This is a genomic window from Amycolatopsis sp. NPDC045836, from assembly GCF_056431745.1.
Genome location: NZ_JBWKKF010000002.1, coordinates 135,148 through 154,933, shown reverse-complemented (window position 1 = coordinate 154,933; position 19,786 = coordinate 135,148). Strand labels below are relative to the sequence as shown.

The following is a 19,786-nucleotide window of genomic DNA, read 5'->3' as shown; positions in this document are numbered from 1 at the left end:
TCGACTAAGCAAGCGCTTAGTTATCTGCGGAGGCTGGCCGATGGACTTCACCCTCAGTGTCGAAGAACGCGAAGTGCGTGACTGGGTGCGCACTTTCGTCCAGCGGGAGCTGGTCCCGCGGGAGCAGGAGGTGCTGCGGCGCGAACGCGCCGGGCAGCCGGGCCTGACCGGCGACGAACTCACCGAACTGCAGCTCAAGGCCAAGGAATCCGGGTTCTGGGGGGTGCAGACGCCGGAGGACTACGGCGGCATGGGGCTGTCCGCGGTGATGACCGCGCTGCTGGAGGCCGAACTGGGGCGCACCTTCGTGCAGTTCCGCTTCGGCGGTGCCGCGGACAACATCCTGTTCCACGCCAACGAGGAGCAGAAGCAGTGCTACCTGCTGCCGACCATCTCCGGGGAGCGGAAGTCCTGCTTCGCCATCACCGAACCGGGGGCGGGCTCGGACGCCAAGGCGATCCGCACCTCGGCCCGCAAGGACGGCTCCGACTGGGTGATCAACGGCGAGAAGACCTTCATCACCGGCGGCAACGAAGCCGACTTCACCATGGTCTTCGCGATCACCGACCCGGAGAAGGGCGCCGACGGCGGCGTCACCTGCTTCCTGGTCGACCGCGACATGGGCTGGCGCTCGGAGTACATCGACACGATGGGCGAGTGGGGGCCGGCCGCGCTGGTCTTCGAGGACGTCCGGGTGCCGGAGAGCCAGATCCTCGGTGAGCTGGGCGGCGGCTTCAAGCTGGCCATGCAGTGGATCGGCCGCGGCCGCTACCTGCTGCCCGCCCGCGCCATCGGTTCCTGCGAGCGGCTGCTCACCATGGCCATCGAGCACGCGAACACCCGCGAGACCTTCGGCGCGCCGATCGCCGAGCGGCAGGCCATCCAGTGGATGATCGCCGACTCCGGGGTCGAGCTGGAGGCGCTGCGCTGGCTGGTGCTGCACGCCGCGTGGCAGGTGGACCAGGGCCTCGACTCGCGGCACGCGCAGTCCATCGCGAAGCTCTACGGCGGCGTGAAGGCCAACGAGATCGTCGACCGCGTGCTGCAGATCCACGGCGGCATGGGGTACACCCGCGAGCTGCCGATCGAGCGCTGGTACCGCGAGCTGCGGCTGCTGCGCATCTACGAGGGCACCGACGAGATCCAGCGGCGCACCATCGCCCGCAACCTGCTCAAGGGGCACGTCAAGGTGGGCGGGGTGCTCGGGTGAGGACCAACGCGGTGGTGGTGCGCGCGGCGGGCGAACCGGCGCGCGTGGAGGAGATCACCCTCCGCGAGCCCGGTCCCGGCGAGGTGCTGGTGCGGGTGGCGGCGGCCAGCGTGTGCCATTCGGACCTGTCGGTGGCCAACGAAACGCTGGTGCACAACAAGCCCGTGGTGCTCGGGCACGAGACCTCCGGGCTGGTCGCGAAAACCGGGCCGGACGTCGACGGTTTCGCCGAGGGCGACCCGGTGCTGCTGCTGTGGAACCCGCCGTGCGGCGAGTGCTGGTACTGCGGGCAGGGCGAGCCGTACCTGTGCGAGAACATCGAACGGCACTGGGCCGGTTCGCACGGCGTGGACGCCGGCGGCGACCCGGTGCACCCGTGCCTCGGCGTCGGCGGTTTCGCCGAGTACACCGTGGTTCCGGCGACGGCCTGCCGCCGCCTGCCCGCGGACATCCCGCTCGACCTGGCCGCGTTGCTCGGCTGCGCGGTGACCACCGGGGTGGGTGCGGTGCTGTCCACCGCGAGCGTCCAAAGTGGTCAGTCGGTGGTGGTGGTCGGCCTCGGCGGGGTCGGCCTGGCCGCGGTGCAGGGCGCGCGCATCGCCGGGGCGGCGCCGATCATCGCGGTGGACCGGGTGCCGGAGAAGCTGGCGCTGGCCGCTTCGATGGGCGCCACCGAGACGCTGCTCGCCGGGCCGGAGGTGCGCAAGCGGGTCAAGGCGCTGACCGGGGGTCGTGGCGCGGACCACGTGTTCGACTGCGTGGGGCTGGCCGCGACCATCAAGGACGGCTGGAAGACCGCCCGGCGCGGGGGCAAGCTCACCGTGGTCGGCATCGGCGGCCGGACCGAGGTGGTCCAGTTCAGCTCACTGGAGCTCTACCACTTCGCACGCAGCATCCTGACCTGCGTGAACGGCTCGTTCGACCCGGATCGGCAGCTGCCGGAGTACATCGAGCACGTGCGCGCGGGGCGGCTCGACCTCCCGGCGCTGGTCAGCCGGGAGGTCGGCCTGGACGGCGTGCCTGCGGCCCTCGGCGAGCTGGCCGAAGGCCGGCTGGCACGCGTCCTGGTGAAACCTGGGTCCTGAACTCGGTCTAGCTGGACTGGGCGCGGACGGCGATGGGAACGCCGGCCAGATCCTCCTCGTTGCAGAGGAGCTTGAGGTCGTAGTACGGCCGGCCTTCCCGCTCGTCGTAGTCCAGGTGCAGGGCCAGCACGTCGATGGGCTCACCGAGCCATTCCTGCGCCTGGCGGAGCCAGGTCGCGCAGCGTTCCAGCGCCGCGGGCAGATCGTCGTCACGGAATTCGACCGGACGATACGGTACGTCCTGTACCTGATCACGGGGGTTCTCCGGGGTCGGCAGACCGGGAGCGAGACCGGATTCGTCCAGTTCGAGTTGGATCGTGTGCTCAGTCACCCTTCGAGCGTCCCCCAGTAATGCCGTTCGAGCAAGGCGCCGCGTGCGGATTTGGCGTGTTCCACACGTCCGCGACCACCGCTCGGCAATATCGGAGATCCGGCTCGGGGTCCTTTCCGGTGCTCTCCAGCGCCCGCATCGCCAGCCGGGCGTACTCGGCGGCCAGCGCCTCCAGGGTCAGCGGGCCGTGTGGCGAGTACCACCGTGAGACGCCGTTGCACATCTCCAGCAGCGCCAGCCGGGTGACCGACGGCTCCTCGGCGGTGAACACCCCGGCGTCGACGCCGTCGGCGATCGCGGTGGCCCACAACCGCTCGTAGGCGTCCCGCAGGCGCACCACGGGTGCCTGCGCGGCGGGGGAGAGCGCCCGCAGTTCGTTGTCCACCACCCGCGTCTCGTCGGGCTGCAGCGCGTGGCTGAGCACGTGCAGCACCACCAGCCTGCCGAGGCGTTCCCGTGGATCCGCAACGCCTTCGGTGGCCCTGGCTGCCCCGTCGAGCAGCCTTTCCAGGCATTCGCGCATCAGCCCGGCGAGCAGTTCCTCCTTGGTGCCCATGTAGTGGTAGAGGCTGGCCGAGGACAACCCCGCCGCCTGCGCCAGATCGCGGATGCCGGTACCGTGGAAACCCTTCTCCGCGAACAACCGCACGGCGGCCTCGCGCACCCGGTCGCCGGTGGTCACGGCAGCCACCGCGACTCCGCCCGGTCGTACGCGCCCGCCCGCGGGTCCTGTTTGCGCAGCTCACCCTTGGCCACCCGTTCGGACGGGGTGAGCGGCAGCGCGTCGGCGTAGACCCAGAACCGCGGCACCTTGAAGTACGCCAGCTTCTCCCCGCAGAAGCTCGCCAGCTCCTCCGGGTCGACCGCGTGCTCGCCGCTGAGCACGACGTAGGCCTTGATCTCCTCGCCGCGCAGCTCGTCCGGGACGGCGATGACCGCGGCCAGCCGGACCGCCGGGTGCAGCAGCAGCGCGCGTTCCACCTCGTCGGCGGAGATGTTCTCGCCGCTGCGCCGGATCATGTCCTTGGTCCGGCCGACGTAGAACACGCGTCCTCCGCGGTCCATCCGCGCCAGGTCGCCGGTGTGGAACCAGCCACCGCGGAACGCGTGCGCGGTCGCCTCCGGATCCTCGTGGTAGCCCCGCATCAACCCGATGCCGCGGATCAGCAGCTCCCCGGTTTCCCCGCGCGGCAACGGCTTGCCGTGCTCGTCGGCGATCACCACCTCACGGGCGGTGTTCGGGCGGCCGATGCAGCCGGTGCCGACCAGTTCGTCGTGGTCGGCCGCGGAAACCCGGATGTCGCTGCCGGTCTCGGTCATGCCGAACGCCTCGTACCACGGCACGCCCCAGCGCGCTTCCAGTTCGGCGTGCAGCTCGCGCGGGATGGCGGAGGCGAAAACCGCCCGCACGTGGTGTTCGCGGTCCTCCGGCGATTCCGGCTGCTGCAGCAGCAGCGTGGGCATCAGGCCGAGGCAGTAGAACCAGGTGACCCGGTGCTCGCGCACCTTCGCCCAGAAGGTGGACGGGTGGAACCGGTCGAGCACCACCAGCTTCGCCCCGGACGCCAGCCCCAGTGCGACGTTCCACTGTGGATCGATGTAGTGGAACGGCTGCGCGGTCAGCAGCACGTCACCGGAGTAGACCTCGGGGTCGTGCAGCACCAGCGACTTCGCCAGCGTGGTCCAGTAGCGGTGCGGCAGCACGCAGCCCTTCGGCGCGCCGGTGGTGCCGGAGGTGTACTGGACGTTGGCCGCCTGCTCACCGGTGGCTTCGAACTGCCACGCGGGCCCGGTTCCACGCAGTTCGCCGGGGGTGAGCACGGTGCCTTCGGGGGCGATCGTGGTGAGCAGGGCCACGAACTCGTCCGCGGCCACCACCAGCTTCGCCCCGGAGTGGGTGAGCACGTGCTTGCCGTCGAGTTCGCGGTAGTTCGTGTTGATCGGCACCAGGCTCGCGCCGAGCTTGGCCAGCGCCAGCCAGAGCAACGGGAACTCCGGCTGGTTGCGCAGCATCACCGCGACGCGGTCACCGCGCTCGACGCCGCGTTCGGCCAGTGCGACGGCGAAGCCGGTGCTGCGCCGGTCGACGTCGGCGAAGGTGAGCCGGTCGCCGGTGGCGTCGAAGTGCCAGGCTTCCTGGTCCGGCCACTGCTCGACGGCCCGGGCGAGCAGGGCGACGAGGTCGTCGACTTCGGTGAGGGCGGTCACGTGCGGTTCCGGAACTCGTCGGCCGACCTGGCGAAGTCGGGGGAGGTCTCGGTGATCAGCGCGTGGGCCACTTCGAGTTCCAGCGCGGCCTCCAGCGCCGAGTCGATGCCGTGGTCGACGGCGCGCTTGGCCAGCGTGGCCGCGGCCGCGGGCCGGCCGGCCAGCCGCTCCGCCCACTCCCGTGCGGTTTCGTGCAGGTCGTCGGCGCCGGTCAGCTTGTTCACCAGTCCCATGCCCTCGGCCGCCGGTGCCTCGATCTGCTCGCCGAACAGCAGCAGTTCCCTGGCCTTGAGCGGCCCGACGAGCAGCGGCAGCAGCCGGGAAGCCGCCCCCGTCACGCTGAGGCCGAGACCGACCTCGGGAAAGGCGAACACGGCGTCCGGTGCGGCGAGGATCAGGTCGCAGCCGAGCGCGAACTCGGCCCCGGCACCCACCGCGTACCCGTGCACCGCGGCGATCACCGGCTGCGGCAGGTTGCGCAGCCGCCGGGTGACCTCCTGCAACCGCTCGATCCGGTGCCTCGAATCACCCGTCCGAACCGGTTCCTTCAGGTCGTGACCGGCGCAGAAGGCCCGGCCGCGCCCGGCGAGCACCACGGCCCGCGCCCCGGACCCCGCCACCGCGTCGAGCGCGCCCAGCAGGTCTTCGACGAGTTCGGCGGAAACGGCGTTGAGCCGGTCGGGCCGGTTCAGCCAGACCTCGGCGACGCCCTTTTCGACAGTGAGTTCCACGGTGCCCATGGTGCTCAGCCTAGACGTCCGATCGATCGATCGATAGGGTCAGTTCATGCTGGTGGACGCGGTGTACGAGAACGCGAGGGTGTGGACGGGCGACGGGCGCACCGATGCCTTCGCGGTGCTCCACGGCCGGGTGGTGGCCCTCGGTGACGACGCCCGCGAGCTGTCGGCCCGCCGCCGGGTCGACCTGGCGGGCGCGTTCGTCGTGCCCGGTTTCCACGACGCGCACAACCACATGGCCTGGTTCGGCATGGGCCTGGACGACGTGCCGCTGGGTGCCTGCCGCAGCGTCGGCGAGGTCTACGACGCCATCGCCGCGCGGGCCCGCGAACTGCCACCGGGCGGCTGGATCGTCGGCAGCGGGTACGACCAGAACAAGCTCGACGGCGGCCACCCCACCCGGCACGGCCTGGACCGCGCGGCCCCGGAGCACCTGGTCCGGCTGAAGCACACCTCCGGGCACATGACCGTGGTCAACTCCCGCGTGCTGGACCAGCTGGACCTGGCGCAGAAGCCCGTTGGCGGAGACGTGGTCACCGACGAGCACGGCTCCCCGACCGGGCTGCTGCGGGAGCAGGCCCAGCTGCTGCTGCGCCCGCTGACCTACCCGACACCGCTGGAGACCGTGGTCCGCGGCCTCGGCCGGGCGTCCGAGCGGTTCCTGGCCGAGGGCGTCACCAGCGTGCAGGAGGCGGGGGTCGGCGGCGGGCTGGTCGGGGAGACACCCGCCGAGGTCGCCGCCTACCAGCTCGCCCGTGACCGGGGCCTGCTCGGCGTGCGGGCGACGGTGATGGTGGCCTCGACCGTGCTGCACGACCTCGAGGACGGCACAGGCGTGGGTTTCGGCATCGACCTCGGCATCCGCAGCGGGTTCGGCGACGAATGGCTGCGGATCGGGCCGATGAAGCTGTTCGCCGACGGCTCCCTGATCGGGCGGACCGCGGCGATGCACGACGAGTTCGCCAACGACCCCGGCAACCGCGGGTACTTCCAGGTCCCCGAGGACGAACTGGCCGAGACGATCCTGCGGGCCCACCGCGCGGGCTGGCAGATCGCCACGCACGCGATCGGCGACCGCGCGGTGACCACCGTGCTGGACGCCTACGAAGCCGCGCTGGCCGCGCACCCGCGCACCGACCACCGGCACCGCATCGAGCACTGCGGTGTGCTGCGGCCGCACGAGGTGGCGAAGCTCGCCGGCCTGGGGTTGATCCCGTCCCCGCAGGGCCGGTTCGTCAACGAGATCGGCGACGGCATGCGCGCGGCGCTCGGGCCGGAGCGCGAAGGCTGGTGCTACCGGCTGCGCAGCGTGCTCGACGCGGGGTGCGTGCTCCCGGCCAGCTCGGACCGGCCGGTGGTGGACGGCGCGCCGCTGCTCGGCCTCAACGACATGGTCCGGCGCGAGACCGCGGGGGGCCACGTGCTCGGCCCGCGGGAACGCCTGACCCCGGAACAGGCCCTGCGTGCTTACACGCACGGGTCGGCCTACGCCGCGTTCCGGGAACACGACCTGGGCACGCTCACGCCCGGCAAGCTGGCCGACTTCGTGGTGTTGTCGGCCGACCCGACGGTGGCCGAGAGCCTGCCGGAAGCCGGGGTGCTCGCGACCGCGGTCGGTGGCGAAATCGTTCACGAGCAGTTCGGTGGGGGTCCGGGGGTCGTCCCCCGAGCAGACGACACAGAGGAGGGTTGATGCCGGTTCGCGACGCCGTCGCCGGTGACATCGAGGAGATCTGCGCGCTGATCGAGGAGCACGCGGTCTACGAGGGCAAGGACGACCTGAAGCTGGACCGGGCCGAGCTGGGCGGGTTCCTGTTCGGGCCGTCGCCGAAGGCGTGGGTGCTGATCGCCTCACCGCCGGAGTCGGCCGAGGTGGCCGGCTTCGCCTTCTGCTCGTGGAACTTCTCCACCTGGGAGGCGAGGCCGGGGATCTGGCTGGACGACCTGTTCGTCCGGCCGGCGCACCGCCGCCACGGCCTCGGCCGCGAACTGCTCCAGGAACTGGCCCGGCGCACCCCCGGCCGGGTCGAGTGGGACATGCAGGCCGGGAACACCAAGGCCGAGGCGTTCTACCGCGGGCTCGGCGCGGAACCGGTGCCCGGCTGGATCCGGTACCGCTGGCGGCCTGGGCGGAACCCGTAGGCTGGGGGGCATGTCTGACAGCACCAATCGGCGGTCGTCGTCCATCGAGGACTACGTCCGGGCGATCTACGGGCTGGTGGAACGCGGCGAGGCGGTGTCGAACAACTCGCTGGCCGGACGGCTGGAGGTGAGCCCGTCCTCGGTGTCGGGCATGGTCACCAAGCTGGCGCAGCACGGCCTGGTCACGCACGTGCCGTACCGGGGCATCGAGCTGACCGCCGAGGGCAAGCTGCTGGCCCGCGCGGTGCTGCGGCGGCACCGGCTGATCGAGACCTACCTGGTCTCCGAGCTGGGCTACACCTGGGACGAGGTGCACGCCGAGGCCGACGCGCTGGAGCACTCGGTGTCCGACCGGCTGGTCGACCGCATCGCGGTGAAGCTGGGCAACCCGGTGCGCGATCCGCACGGCGACCCGATCCCCGCCGCCGACGGCAGCATCGAGGAACTGCAGACGGCGATCCTGGACGAACTGCAGCCGGGGGTGGTCGGCGAGATCGTGCGGGTCTGGGACACCGACCCCGATCTGCTGCGTTACCTCACCGAGCACGCGATCGGCCTCGGTGAGCGCATCGAGGTGGTGGAGCGCCAGCCGTTCGGCGGCCCGATCGTGGTCAAGGTCGGCTCGCCGCCGGACGCCGCCACGCACGCGCTCGGCAAGGAGATCGCGCAGGCGCTCAGCGTGGCTGTCCGGTCCATTTAGGACACTCTGGACCTCCTCGGGGCCGAGATTGTTGCGCTTCGGGCGCGAAGCTACCGATCAAGCCGTTCCCGGGCATACGCTGCTGGGCCGGTACCAGGAGCGGAGTCGCCATGATGCGCACCGAAAGCCCAGAGGTCCGGGCACTGCTGGAGACCGGCCCGTTCGCGCCGGCGCTGCGGGCCGCCATCCGGGCGCGCGGGCTCGGCCTGGAACGCATCCGGTACCGGCTGCTCGACCGGGGGGTGCCGGTCAGCCTGGCCACGCTGAGCTACTGGCAGTCGGGCCGCTGCCGCCCCGAACGCCCCGGTTCACTGGCCGCGCTGGCCGCGCTGGAGGACGTGGTCGAGGTGCCGCCCGGCTCGCTCAGCCGCCTGCTCGGCCCGCCCCGGCGGCGGCCCCCGGCCGGGCTTGCCGGACCACGCCAGCCCCGATCGCGACCGCGGTGACCAGCAGGGTCAGCCCCACGACCAGCAGCGACAACACCGGGAAACCGAGGTCGCCGGGTGCTCAGCGCGTGGTCCAGCCCGCTCGTGCTGCCCCCTGGTTCCCCGGCGACGCCGGGGGCAGAGTTTGATCTCGTCACCGGTTCGGGTCGACTCAGGGACGGGGAGTGGGATGCGCGCGGTGGTTTTCGAGCGGTACGGGGTGCGCCCGGTGGTGCGGGAGGTGCCCGATCCGGTGCCGTCGGCGGACGGGGTGGTGATCGCCGTCGAGGCGACCGGCGTGTGCCGCAGCGACTGGCACTCCCTCCAGGGCCACGACACCAGCGTGACGCTGCCGCACGTGGCCGGGCACGAACTGGCCGGGCGGATCGCCTCGCTGGGCTCCGGCGTGCGCGGCTGGGCGGCGGGTGACCGGGTGACCGTGCCGTTCGTCTGCGCCTGCGGGACCTGCGCGCAGTGCCTGGCCGGGCACGGGCACATCTGCGACCGGCAGTTCCAGCCGGGGGCCACGCACTGGGGTTCGTTCGCGGAGTTCGTCGCGATCGACCGGGCCGAGGTGAACCTGGTGCGGTTGCCGGACGAACTCGGGCCGGTCGCCGCCGCGGCGCTCGGCTGCCGGTTCGCCACGGCGTTCCGCGCGGTGCTGCGGCAGGGGGAGGTCCGGGCGGGGCAGTGGGTCGCGGTGCACGGGTGCGGTGGGGCGGGGCTCTCGGCGGTGATGCTGGCGGTGGCGGCCGGGGCGCGGGTGGTCGCGGTGGACCCCTCGCCCGCCGCGTTGTCGCTGGCGGTCGAGCTGGGTGCCGAGGCGACCGTTCCCGGTGGGGACACGGCCGCGGCGGTCAAGGAGGTCACCGGTGGCGGGGCGCACCTGTCGCTGGACTGCGTCGGGCTGCCGGGGGTGTGCGCCGCTTCGATCTCCTCGTTGCGGAAGCGGGGGGTCCACGTGCAGGTCGGCTTGATGCCACCGGAGCAGGGGGTGCCGCCGATCGCCATGCACGAGGTGATCGCCGGGGAGTTGCGCATCGTCGGCACGCACGGGCTGCAGGCGCACGAGTACCCGGAGATGCTGTCGCTGGTGACTTCCGCTGGGCTGAAGCTGGAGCGGTTGATCGGCCGCCGGATTGCCCTGGACGAAGTACCGGACGTGCTGGTGGCGATGGACGAACCGGTCGCCGCGCACCACGGGGTCACCGTCGTCGATCGGTTTTTGTCGGTCCCCCCTGGATGATTGCCCGGGTGGGCGAACGGCTGATCGGCACCGACGAGATCGACGAGCCGGAATGGGCGGCCGTCGATCGGCGCGTGGCCGCCTCGAGCACCTGGGCGACGGTCCGGGCGATGCCGCGTGCCGCCGCCATGGTGCTGCGGCTGGCGTGGCGGACCTCGCCGCGGCTGACCGTGCTGCTCGGCGTGCTGCAGGTGCTCTCCGGGTGCGTGACCGCGTTCGGCCTGCTGGCCACGGCGGACGTGTTCACCCGGTTGCTGGAGTCGGGGCCGACGCCGGACCGGGTGCTGGCCTCGCTGCCCGCGATCGCCGTGCTGGTGGCGTCGTACGCGTTGCGGGCGCTGCTGGAGTCGGCGGTCGGGGCGGTGCAGGGGGAGCTGAAGCCGCGGGTGGAGCGGCTGGCCGAGGACGAGGTGACCGTCGCCGTGGTGACGGTCGACCTGATCGCCTTCGAGGACGCGGACTTCCGCGAGCTGGCGCGGCAGGGCGGGCAGTACGGGGTGCGGGCGGTGGCGCAGAGCGTCACCCGGTTGTCGGACCTGTGCTCGTCGTTGATCGCGATGCTGGCCGCGGTGGTCACGGCGGGGCTGCTGCACCCGTGGCTGGCGCCGGTGCTGCTGGTGGCCGCGGCGGCGGACGGCTGGGCCTCGATGCGGGTGGCGAAGCTGAACTACCGGACCTTCCTGCACCTGGTCGGGCGGCAGCGTCGCAAGTGGATAGTCGACGACGTGCTCACCGGCCGGGACGCCGCACTGGAGCGGCACGCGCTGACCCTGCAGTCGCCGCTGCTGGCCGAGCACCGCGCGCTGTGCGACGAGCTGACCGCGTCGGACGTGCGGCTGGAGCGGCAGACCACGCTGATCCGGTTGCTGGGGCGGGTGCTGGCCGGGTTCGGCACCGGGCTGGCGTACGTGGTGCTGGGGTGGTTGCTCTACACCGGGGCGATGGAGCTGGCGCTGGCGGGCACGGCGGTGGTGGCGATGCGCACGGCGTCGACTTCGCTGTCGAACACGATCTACGCGGTGAACACGCTGTTCGAGGAGTCGTTCTACGTCGATTTCCACCGGGAGCTGAAGGAGCAGTCGAAGGCACGGGCGCGGCGGCCGTCCGGGGTGGCGGCACCGCGGAACCCGGCGGTGATCCGGTTGGAGGAGGTGGTTTTCACCTATCCGGGGCAGGAGAAACCGGCGCTGGACGGGATTTCGCTGACGCTGCGGCGTGGTGAGGTGGTCGCGCTGGTGGGGTCGAACGGGAGCGGGAAGACCACGCTGGGCAAGGTGCTGACCGGGTTGTACCTGCCGACCAGCGGCCGGGTGCTGTGGGACGGGGTCGATGTCGCTTCGGTGGCCGCCGAGTCGCTGCACGAGCAGATCGCGGTCATCTCGCAGGAACCGACCCGGTGGCCGATGACCGCGCGGAACAGCATCCGCATCGGGCGGCTGCCCAGTGCGCTGGATGGTCCACAATGGACGCAAGCCTTGGTCGAATCCGGCGCCGACGAGGTCATGGCGGAGTTGCCGAAGGGGGAGCAGACCGTCATCTCGCGGTACTTCAAGGACGGGCAGGAGCTTTCGGGCGGACAGGCGCAACGCTTCGCCGTCGCCCGGGGCATCTTCCGGAACGGCGCCATCCTCGTCGCCGACGAACCCACCGCCGCACTGGACGCGCGTGCCGAAGCTCGCGTTTTCGCCGGTCTGCGGCACGCCAGCAGCACCCACGACGGCACCCGCCGGACCACCGTCCTGGTCACCCACCGCCTCGCGAACATCCGCCACGCCGACCGGATCCTGGTAATGGACAACGGCCGCATAACCCAGGACGGCACCCATGAGACCCTGATCCGGGTAGCGGGCCTGTACCGGGACTTCTACAATTTGCAGGCTTCCGCTTATACGTGACCCGAGATCCCCGGTGCAGGCGAACCCCGCATCCGACAGCGCGCCGGTGCACTCGAGTTGCCCGTTCAGCCAGCCGAACTGCACCGGTGGCCCCGGGGTGGCTCGTTGGCGCGGCTGAACTGCTCGCTCGCGTGCCCCGGTTCCACGTTTGGGCGACCGAACCGCACGCTCATGCATCGAACGCGCCTCGGTGGGCCCGAATTGTTCGTTGCCGTGGCTGAACTACTCGCTCGTGTGCCCGGAGCCTTCGTTCGTGTGGCCGGATGCGTAGTTCGAGAACACCGTGGTCGCTAACGACCCGCCCAACGCGCCAGCAGAGTCACCGCTCTCGTGGTGCATGGACACGTGCCTTGGCTCGATTTTCGCAGGTCCGCGTATTGTACCGGCGGCTTCGCCGAATGCGGCCCTTCCATTGCTGCGGCCTGCTCAACGCGGCCGGGGGAGTCATCGCTCTCGTGGTGCATGGGTACGTGTCTTGGCTCGATTTCCGCGAACGCGCATGCTGCACTGTCGGATTCGTCGGATGCGCCTGCCCATTGCTACGGCCTGCTCGATGCGGCCGGGGAGTCACCGTTCCTGCGGTGCGTGGGCGCGTGTCTTGGTTCGGTTTCCGCAGGCCCGTGTACTGCACCGTCAACCCCGCCGAATGCGGTCTGTTCGCTGCGGTCCGTTCAATGTGGCCTGCTCGATGCGGCTGGAGGGGTCATCGCTTTCTTGGTGCATGGGTACGTGTCTTGGCTCGTTCTTCGCGAACGCGCATGCTGCTCCGTCAAACCCCGCCGAAGGTGGCTCGTCTACTGCGATGCGCTCGATGCGGCTGGAGGGGTCACCGCTCTCGCGGTGCATGGGCGCGTACCTTGGCTCGCTCTCCGCAGGCCCGTGTACTGCACCGTCAACCCCGCCGAATGCGGTCTGTTCGCTGCGGTCCGTTCAATGTGGCCTGCTCGATGCGGCTGGTGGAGTCATCGTTCCCGTGGTGCATGGGCGCGTGTCTTGGCTCGATTTCCGCGAACGCGCATGCTGCACTGTCGAATCCGTCGAATACGGCCCTTCCATTGCTACGGCCTGCTCGATGCGGCCGGGGGAGTCATCGTTCCTGCGGTGCGTGGGCGCGTGTCTTGGCTCGCTCTCCGCAGACCCGCGTACTGCACCGTCAACCCCGCCGAACGCGGTCTGTTCGCTGCGGTCCGTTCAATGTGGCCTGCTCGATGCGGCTGGAGGGGTCATCGCTTTCTTGGTGCATGGGCACGTGCCTTGGCTCGTTCTCCGCGAACGCGCATGCTGCACCGTCAAACCCCGCCGAAGGTGGCTCGTCTACTGCGATGCGCTCGATGCGGCTGGAGGGGTCATCGCTCTCGCGGTGCATAGGCGCGTGTCTTGGCTCGCTCTCCGCAGACCCGCGTACTGCCCCCTCAACCCCGCCGAACGCGGCCCGCTCTCTGCGACCCGCTCAACGCGCCAGCAGAGTCACCGTTCCCGCGATGCGTAAGCACGCGCCTTCGCCCGGTTCCCGCACACCCGCATACTGCACCACCGGCGCGCGCCCCGCGGAGAAGAATCCCAGAAAGCCCAGTAACACCCATCACCGGGACAAAGCCGCAGCCGAACCCAATCACCGGTCGCCTGTGCCCGCGCATAACCGATAGCCAGCAGGGTCAACCCCCGCATCACCGGGGCCGTCGAACGGGGTTCCCAGGCAACCCCGGCAGTAGCCACAAAAGGCAGCCGAGCGAAGCACCGCGCGTCCACCGGATCGGCGGGAGCGTGGTTCGCCAGCGCCAGCGTGCGCAACGCCCGCCGCAGGTCCAGGGCCAGCCGGAACTCGGCAGCCGACACCGCACCCTGCTCGACCAGACCGTGCGCGGCCAGCCAGGCACCCAGCCCGGCGGCATCCGCCAGCTCGTCCGTCCCCTCCTCGACGTCCACCGAGTTGACGAAAGCCAGCACCGGCTCCAGGTACTCCGGCAGCGCCAGTGGCGCCCCCGCCATCGAACCACCTCCCGCTTGACAACCTCACTCTAACCCATTCAAGCTCATAACCGGTTATGAGACATCACAGGTTAGGAGATCCGGTGACCACCCAGGCTTCGACGCACCTGCGCAACGAGTGGTCGTTGCTGGTCTTCACCGCCACCACCAACCTCGCCGACGCGGTCACCAAGGTCGCGCTGCCCCTGCTCGCCGCCTCCCTCACCCGCTCACCGACGCTGGTCGCGGGCGTCGCCGCGATGCTGTCCCTGCCGTGGCTGGTCACCGCGCTGCACATCGGCGTGCTGGTCGACCGGCTCAACCGCCGCAGCCTGATGCTCGCCGCCGAGCTCGCGCGGCTCGCCTCGATCGGGGTCGCGTTCGCCGCCCACCTGACCGGCACGCTCACGCTGCCGCTCGTCTTCGGCGTGGCAGGCGTGCTCGGGGTCGCCGAGGTGGTGGCGCTGACCGCGGGCGCGTCGATCATCCCGGCCGCCGTCGCGCCCATCCGGCGGCACCGGGCCACCGCCCACATCACCGCGGTCGAATACCTCTGCAACGGTTTCCTCGGCGCCCCCGTCGGCGGGTTCCTCGTCGCCGCGGGTGCCGGGCTCGCGCTCGGCGTGACCGGGCTCGTCTACGCCGCGGGTGCCCTGCTGCTGCTCGCCCTCGTCGGCAACTTCGAAGCCGTCAAAACCGAGCGCCGTTCCGTGCACACCGAGATCCGCGACGGCCTCACCTTCCTCTGGCAGCAACGGGTCCTGCGCACGATGGCGCTGCTCGTCGCGGTGATGGCCGGGGCGTGGCACGCGTGGCTGGCGATCCTGCCGCTGTACGCCGTCGCCCCCGGGCCGCTCGGCCTCGACGCCCGCGGTTACGGCCTGCTGCTCACCTGCCTCGGCGCGGGCGGTGTGCTCGGCGCGCTCCTGGTCACCCCGGTCAACCGGCTGATCGGCCGCCGCTGGGCGATGTTCAGCGACCTGGTCGGCTCGTTCGTGCTGGTCGCCGTGCCCGCGGTGTGGCCGAGCGGGTGGGCGGTCGGCGCCGCCGCGTTCGCCGCCGGGGTCGGCGGCACGATGTGGACGGTCAACGCGCGCGTGCTCGCCCAGGAACTCGTCCCGGACCACCTGCTCGGCCGGTTCAACGCGGCGTACCGGCTGGTCAGCTGGGGCGCCGCCCCGGTCGCCGCGGCACTGGCCGGACTGCTCACCGAACTCGCCGGGTTCCCGGTGGCCTTCGGCGCCTTCGCGGTGCTCGGCCTGGCGACGGTCGTGCCGTTCTTCCGCGTGTTCCGGTAGGGCGCACCCCACCGGGCGAGCGGCGGCCTGCTCCAGTGCCTTGCCCGCGGTGGCGCGAAATCCTCGACCCGTGAACGTCCGCATCGCGCGCTGGAGCGCGACCCACCCCTGGCAGGCGATCGCGGGCTGGCTCGCCTTCGTCGCGATCGCCTTCGCGGCGGGCACCCTCACCGGCACGAACCAGGCGCGGGGCGAGGACTTCTGGATCGGGGAGGCCGGGCGGGCGGAGCAGCTGGCCGCCGAAGCCGGGATCTCCCGGCCACCGGTGGAGCACGTGCTGATCACCCCGGCCGCCGCGCCGGTGGCCGCCGAGGTGGTCCAGCGGGTGCGTGGGCTGGACGGCGTCGCCGGCGTCGGTGAACCGGAACTCTCCCCGGACGGCCGCAGCCTGCTCGTGGTGATCACCATGGCCGGTGACGACCGGCAGGCGGGCGACCACGTCGAACCGGTCATCGAGCAGACCGGCGCGGTGGCCGCCGCGCACCCGGGGGTCCGGCTCGTGCAGACCGGCGACGCCTCGGCGGAACGCGGGTTGAGCGCCCAACTCGGCCGGGGCGTGCTGGTCACCAAGGCCATCACGCTGCCGGTGACGCTGCTGATCCTGTTCCTGGTGTTCGGTTCCCTGCTGGCGGCGGGCATCCCGCTGCTGCTCGCGCTCACCGCGATCTTCGGCTCGCTCGGCCTGTACGGCCTGGCGTCGGCGTTCTTCCCGGACGCGGGCGGCGCGGTGACCAGCGTCCTGCTGATGATGGGCATGGCCGTCGGCGTCGACTACTCGCTGTTCGCGCTGAAACGGGTGCGCGAGGAACGCGATCGCAGCCGCGGCGAGCTGAGCCACGCGGCGGCGGTGGAGATCGCGGCGGCGACCTCGGGACGGGCGATCGTGGTCTCCGGGCTGGCGGTCATCGTTTCGCTGGCCGGGTTGTACCTCGCCACCGACGTCATCTTCTCCTCGATCGCGACCGGCACGATCATCGTGGTCGCGGTGGCCGTGCTCAGCGCGGTCACCGTGCTCCCGGCGCTGCTGGCGAAGCTCGGCCCCCGCATCGAAGGCAAGCGGGCGAAGCCGCCGAGGCTGTGGCACCGCCTGCTGCGCCCGGCCGTCGAGCACCCGGTGCCGACGCTGCTGGCCGGCGTGCTGCTGGTCGGTGCGCTCGCCATCCCCGGCCTGAACATGAAGCTGGGCGTCGAAGGCATCAACAGCTTCCCGCGCTCGGTCCCGGAGATCGCCGCGCACGACGAACTCGTGGCGGCCTTCCCCGACCGCGGTGCCGCGCACATGGTCGTCCTCCAGGGGGACGGCGCCGCGCAGGCGGCCGCCGCGCTGGCCACCCCGGACGCCCGCCTGGTGTCCTCCGCGGACGGCAGGACGCACCGGCTGGAGCTGCCCATCCCGTATTCGGCGGGCACCCCCGAAGCCGACGCCTCGCTGGCGCAGCTGCGTGCCCAGCCGGTGCCGCCCGGGGTGTCCATCGCGATCTCCGGGGAACCCGCCCGCGGGGTGGACTACTCGGCGCACCAGGCGGACCGGCTGCCGTGGGTGATCGGCTTCGTGCTGCTGGCCACCTTCGTGATGATGGCGCTGGCCTTCCGCTCGCTGGTGATCGGCGCGCTCGGGCTGGTGCTGAACCTGGTGTCGGTGCTGGCTGCCTGGGGTGCGCTGGTGGTCGTCTTCCAGGGCACCTGGGCCGAGGACCTGCTCGGGTTCACCTCGACCGGCTTCATCGGCTCCCGGACCCCGCTGATGCTCTTCGCCATCCTCTTCGGACTCTCGATGGACTACCAGATCTTCGTGGTGAGCCGGATCCGCGAGGCCGTCGCCCGCGGCCTGCCGCCGAGGGAGGCGGTGGTCGACGGCATCACCGGTTCGGCGCGGGTGGTGACCAGCGCGGCGCTGGTGATGATCTCGGTTTTCGCCGGCTTCGTGTTCATCGACCGGATCGAGATGAAGCAGATCGGTCTCGGGCTGGCGCTGGCGGTGCTGCTGGACGCGGTGGTGGTGCGGATCCTGCTGCTGCCCGCCGCGTTGTCGCTGCTGGGGCGGTTCGCCTGGTGGCCGGGCCGGCTCCCGGCCCCCGCCCCGGCGCTCAGCGTCCCGGCAGCTGCAGCCTGATCCGGCAGCCGGTGTCGCCGACCACGGCGATCCGGCCGCCGTGCAGTTCGGCCACCCACCTGGCGATGGCCAGCCCCAGCCCGGTGCCGCCGTTCCCGGCGCGCTCCCCGCGGGTGAACCGCTCGAACACCCGCTCGCGGTCGGCGGGCGCGATGCCCGGCCCGTCGTCGGCCACCTCGATGGCGAGCCCGGTACCGGCCGCGGTCGCGTGCACCCGGACCTCGCCGTTCGCCGGGCCGTGGCGGACGGCGTTGTCCAGCAGGTTCGCCACCACCTGGTGCAGGCGCTCCCGATCGGCGAACGCGCGGGCGCCGGGCGGGCTCACTTCGACGGTGAAGCGCACGTCGGCCCGGGTTTCGGCGACGGCCTCGCGCAGCAGCGGTTCGATCTCGAACGATTCGCGGTGCAGCGGCTGGACCCCGGCGTCGATCCTGGACAGGTCCAGCAGCTCGGTGACCAGCCTGCCGAGCCGTTCGGTCTGCCCGAGCGCGGTCTTCAGCGCGTCCTCACCGGTCACGCCGTCGACGGCGTTCTCCAGCACGGCCCGCAACGCGGTGATCGGCGTGCGCAGTTCGTGCGAGACGTTCGCGATCATCTCGCGCCGCTGCTGGTCGGCGGCGCCGAGATCGGCGGCCATCCGGTTGAACGCCAGCGCCAGCTCACCCACTTCGTCCCGCGAGGTGGCGCGGACGCGGCGCGAGTAGTCACCGCCCGCCATCGCGCGGGCGGCGGCGGTCATCTGCCGCAGCGGTTTGGTCATGCCGTGCGCCAGCAGCTGGGTGGTGACCAGCGCGATGACCAGTGCGGTGAGCGCGGTCCGCGGGGGCAGCCAGCCGATCTGGTAGCGGAAGAAGACCAGCGCGGCCCCGGTCGCGCCCATCACCAGCAGGCCCAGCTTCAGCTTGATGGAGCGGACCGGGTCGAGCGGCCGGGGCAGGCTCATCGGGCCCCCAGTGCGTAGCCGACGCCGTGCACGGTCCGGATCAGATCGGCGCCGAGCTTGCGGCGCAACGCTTTCACGTGGCTGTCCACCGTGCGCGGTGGTCCTTCCCAGCCCCACACCTGCGCGACGAGTTCCGCACGGGAGACCACGGCGTCCGGCCGGCGCGCGAGATTGGCGAGCAGTTCGAACTCGGTCGGGGTCAGGTGCGGCTCGCTGCCCGCGCGCCGCACCCGGCGGCGGACCGGGTCGATCTCCAGGTCACCGACGACGATCCGATCGGGTTCGGCCGGTGCGGCGCGTCCGGCGCGCCGGAGCAGCGCGTGCACGCGGGCGGCCAGTTCGCGGATGGAGAACGGTTTGGTCAGGTAGTCGTCGGCGCCGACGGCCAGGCCGACCAGCAGGTCGTTCTCGTCGGCGCGGGCGGTGAGCATCAGCACCGGCACCGGGCGGTGGGCCTGGATGCGGCGGCAGACCTCCAGCCCGTCGTAGCCGGGGAGCATCAGGTCGAGCACCACCAGGTCGGGTGCACCGGCTTCGGCGGCGGCGACCCCGGCCGGACCGTCGTGCGCGAGGAGCACTTCGAAGCCCTCGGCGCGCAACCGGGCGGCGACCGACTCGGCGATGGTCCGCTCGTCTTCCACGATCAGCACTCGTCGCATGCGTAGACTCTAGAGCGGCACGTAAATTATCCCGTCCCGCACACCTGAGCGAAACACCGATTCGATTTTGTCGGGCCGAAGTGCGAACATGCGTTCGTGTCAGAACACCTACTCACGCGAGTCCGCAAGCTGCTCGCGAAAGCCGAGGACCCGGCGGTCACCGAGGCGGAGGCCGAGGCCTACAACACCAAGGCCGCCCAGCTCATCGCCCGCTACGGGATCGATCGCGCGGTGCTGGCCGCCGCCGGTCGGCACACCGACACCATCACCAGTGTCAAGATCCCGCTGTGCAACCCGTACAGCAAGGACAAGGCGCACCTGCTGAGCTGCGTGGCCGATCCGCTGCGGTGCCGGGTGGTGCTGCTGTGCCGGGGGCAGACCGTGGAAGCGGTCACCGTGTTCGGCTTCCGGTCCGATCTGGACCGGGTGGAGCTGCTGTTCACCAGCCTGTTGCTGCAGGCGACCACCCAGCTGGGCCGGGTGCGGGCGGCGGGGCGGGGGCAGACCGTGGCCGCCTACCGCCGCACCTGGCTGGCCGGGTTCGCCTCCGCGGTGCGCCTGCGGCTCAAGGCCGCGGAGTCGCGGGCGGTCGCCAAGCACGACGCGGCAGGCGGGCGGTCCGCCGAACTCGTGGTGCTGGACCGGAAGAAGCTGGTCAACGACGCCTACGACGCCCAGTACGGGCGCCTGCGCAAGGCTTCGCCGCGGAGCCTCTCCGGCACGGGTTACACCGACGGCCACTTCGCCGGTCGCCGGGCGAACCTCGGCACCACCAACCTCAACGGCGGTGGTGCCGCGCTACCCGCCCGCAGCGCCTCCTGAGGCG

18 protein-coding genes are annotated in these 19,786 nt (G+C 71.5%); 11 read left to right on the top strand and 7 right to left on the bottom strand.

All coding sequences use genetic code 11. The annotated features are described in order from the left end of the window. Positions 1-40 precede the first annotated feature (40 nt). Positions 41-1,210: an acyl-CoA dehydrogenase family protein gene (locus AC07EG_RS03480; RefSeq protein WP_478251400.1), complete on the top strand. Its 1,170-nt coding sequence runs from the start codon at positions 41-43 to the stop codon at positions 1,208-1,210. Next, positions 1,207-2,295: a zinc-binding dehydrogenase gene (locus AC07EG_RS03475; RefSeq protein ID WP_478251399.1), complete on the top strand. Its 1,089-nt coding sequence runs from the start codon at positions 1,207-1,209 to the stop codon at positions 2,293-2,295. Before AC07EG_RS03480 ends, AC07EG_RS03475 begins: the two co-directional genes overlap by 4 nt. 7 nt (positions 2,296-2,302) lie before the next feature. Here AC07EG_RS03475 and AC07EG_RS03470 read toward each other — a convergent pair whose 3' ends face one another. The 4 genes from AC07EG_RS03470 to AC07EG_RS03455 are packed head-to-tail and all read right to left on the bottom strand — an operon-like array spanning position 2,303 to position 5,574. Next, on the bottom strand, positions 2,303-2,626 hold the full coding sequence (locus AC07EG_RS03470; protein ID WP_478251398.1) for a hypothetical protein: 324 nt from the start codon (positions 2,624-2,626) through the stop codon (positions 2,303-2,305). Continuing rightward, positions 2,619-3,308, bottom strand: coding sequence for a TetR/AcrR family transcriptional regulator (locus AC07EG_RS03465; protein ID WP_478251754.1), 690 nt, complete (start codon positions 3,306-3,308; stop codon positions 2,619-2,621). Before AC07EG_RS03465 ends, AC07EG_RS03470 begins: the two co-directional genes overlap by 8 nt. Next, positions 3,305-4,834 (bottom strand): ATP-dependent acyl-CoA ligase, encoded by a 1,530-nt coding sequence (locus AC07EG_RS03460; protein WP_478251397.1) that lies wholly within the window; start codon positions 4,832-4,834, stop codon positions 3,305-3,307. Before AC07EG_RS03460 ends, AC07EG_RS03465 begins: the two co-directional genes overlap by 4 nt. Further along, on the bottom strand, positions 4,831-5,574 hold the full coding sequence (locus AC07EG_RS03455; protein ID WP_478251396.1) for an enoyl-CoA hydratase/isomerase family protein: 744 nt from the start codon (positions 5,572-5,574) through the stop codon (positions 4,831-4,833). Before AC07EG_RS03455 ends, AC07EG_RS03460 begins: the two co-directional genes overlap by 4 nt. 46 nt (positions 5,575-5,620) lie before the next feature. On the opposite strand from AC07EG_RS03455, the gene AC07EG_RS03450 reads away from it, so the two are divergent. The 6 genes from AC07EG_RS03450 (at position 5,621) to AC07EG_RS03425 (ending at position 11,979) form a co-directional block, all read left to right on the top strand. Then, a complete protein-coding gene (locus AC07EG_RS03450) occupies positions 5,621-7,264 on the top strand; it encodes an amidohydrolase (RefSeq protein ID WP_478251395.1) in 1,644 nt (547 codons plus the stop codon). Continuing rightward, positions 7,264-7,713 carry an N-acetyltransferase family protein gene (locus AC07EG_RS03445; RefSeq protein WP_478251394.1) on the top strand — a complete coding sequence of 150 codons (450 nt, stop codon included), beginning with the start codon at positions 7,264-7,266 and terminating at the stop codon, positions 7,711-7,713. Before AC07EG_RS03450 ends, AC07EG_RS03445 begins: the two co-directional genes overlap by 1 nt. 10 nt (positions 7,714-7,723) lie before the next feature. Then, positions 7,724-8,413: a metal-dependent transcriptional regulator gene (locus tag AC07EG_RS03440; protein WP_478251393.1), complete on the top strand. Its 690-nt coding sequence runs from the start codon at positions 7,724-7,726 to the stop codon at positions 8,411-8,413. Between the two features lie 110 nt (positions 8,414-8,523). Next, complete coding sequence (locus AC07EG_RS03435) at positions 8,524-8,859, top strand: transcriptional regulator (protein WP_478251392.1); 336 nt, start codon at positions 8,524-8,526, stop codon at positions 8,857-8,859. A gap of 169 nt (positions 8,860-9,028) precedes the next feature. Further along, positions 9,029-10,084 (top strand): zinc-binding dehydrogenase, encoded by a 1,056-nt coding sequence (locus tag AC07EG_RS03430; protein WP_478251391.1) that lies wholly within the window; start codon positions 9,029-9,031, stop codon positions 10,082-10,084. Between the two features lie 8 nt (positions 10,085-10,092). Continuing rightward, complete coding sequence (locus AC07EG_RS03425; RefSeq protein WP_478251390.1) at positions 10,093-11,979, top strand: ABC transporter ATP-binding protein; 1,887 nt, start codon at positions 10,093-10,095, stop codon at positions 11,977-11,979. Positions 11,980-13,446: 1,467 nt separating this feature from the next. Here the strand turns inward: AC07EG_RS03425 and AC07EG_RS03420 are convergent. Then, positions 13,447-13,968, bottom strand: coding sequence for a CGNR zinc finger domain-containing protein (locus AC07EG_RS03420; RefSeq protein WP_478251389.1), 522 nt, complete (start codon positions 13,966-13,968; stop codon positions 13,447-13,449). Between the two features lie 83 nt (positions 13,969-14,051). Between AC07EG_RS03420 and AC07EG_RS03415 the strand changes: the two genes are divergently transcribed. Continuing rightward, the gene (locus tag AC07EG_RS03415; RefSeq protein WP_478251388.1) at positions 14,052-15,245 is read left to right on the top strand and encodes an MFS transporter; all 1,194 of its coding nucleotides are present in this window, start codon (positions 14,052-14,054) and stop codon (positions 15,243-15,245) included. 70 nt (positions 15,246-15,315) lie between these two features. Further along, the gene (locus AC07EG_RS03410; RefSeq protein ID WP_478251387.1) at positions 15,316-17,358 is read left to right on the top strand and encodes an MMPL family transporter; all 2,043 of its coding nucleotides are present in this window, start codon (positions 15,316-15,318) and stop codon (positions 17,356-17,358) included. On the opposite strand, the gene AC07EG_RS03405 is transcribed toward AC07EG_RS03410, so the two are convergent. Together AC07EG_RS03405 and AC07EG_RS03400 are read right to left on the bottom strand one after the other, a co-directional pair. Further along, positions 17,333-18,301, bottom strand: a complete 969-nt coding sequence (locus AC07EG_RS03405; protein WP_478251386.1) for a HAMP domain-containing sensor histidine kinase — start codon at positions 18,299-18,301, stop codon at positions 17,333-17,335. The genes AC07EG_RS03410 and AC07EG_RS03405 overlap by 26 nt on opposite strands. After that, entirely contained in the window at positions 18,298-18,951 is a 654-nt protein-coding gene (locus tag AC07EG_RS03400) for a response regulator transcription factor (RefSeq protein WP_478251753.1), read from the bottom strand. The genes AC07EG_RS03405 and AC07EG_RS03400 overlap by 4 nt, the downstream gene beginning before the upstream one ends. A gap of 105 nt (positions 18,952-19,056) precedes the next feature. Between AC07EG_RS03400 and AC07EG_RS03395 the strand changes: the two genes are divergently transcribed. Beyond that, complete coding sequence (locus AC07EG_RS03395) at positions 19,057-19,782, top strand: DUF2786 domain-containing protein (protein ID WP_478251385.1); 726 nt, start codon at positions 19,057-19,059, stop codon at positions 19,780-19,782. The last annotated feature ends 4 nt before the right edge of the window (positions 19,783-19,786 follow it).

What these genes read in the sequence shown, in the direction of transcription:
- AC07EG_RS03480 (WP_478251400.1), top strand. Translation starts at nt 41, where the DNA reads ATGGACTTCACCCTCAGTGTCGAAGAACGCGAAGTGCGTGACTGGGTG.
- AC07EG_RS03455 (WP_478251396.1), bottom strand. Translation starts at nt 5,574, where the DNA reads ATGGGCACCGTGGAACTCACTGTCGAAAAGGGCGTCGCCGAGGTCTGG.
- AC07EG_RS03450 (WP_478251395.1), top strand. Translation starts at nt 5,621, where the DNA reads ATGCTGGTGGACGCGGTGTACGAGAACGCGAGGGTGTGGACGGGCGAC.
- AC07EG_RS03445 (WP_478251394.1), top strand. Translation starts at nt 7,264, where the DNA reads ATGCCGGTTCGCGACGCCGTCGCCGGTGACATCGAGGAGATCTGCGCG.
- AC07EG_RS03440 (WP_478251393.1), top strand. Translation starts at nt 7,724, where the DNA reads ATGTCTGACAGCACCAATCGGCGGTCGTCGTCCATCGAGGACTACGTC.
- AC07EG_RS03435 (WP_478251392.1), top strand. Translation starts at nt 8,524, where the DNA reads ATGATGCGCACCGAAAGCCCAGAGGTCCGGGCACTGCTGGAGACCGGC.
- AC07EG_RS03430 (WP_478251391.1), top strand. Translation starts at nt 9,029, where the DNA reads ATGCGCGCGGTGGTTTTCGAGCGGTACGGGGTGCGCCCGGTGGTGCGG.
- AC07EG_RS03420 (WP_478251389.1), bottom strand. Translation starts at nt 13,968, where the DNA reads ATGGCGGGGGCGCCACTGGCGCTGCCGGAGTACCTGGAGCCGGTGCTG.
- AC07EG_RS03405 (WP_478251386.1), bottom strand. Translation starts at nt 18,301, where the DNA reads ATGAGCCTGCCCCGGCCGCTCGACCCGGTCCGCTCCATCAAGCTGAAG.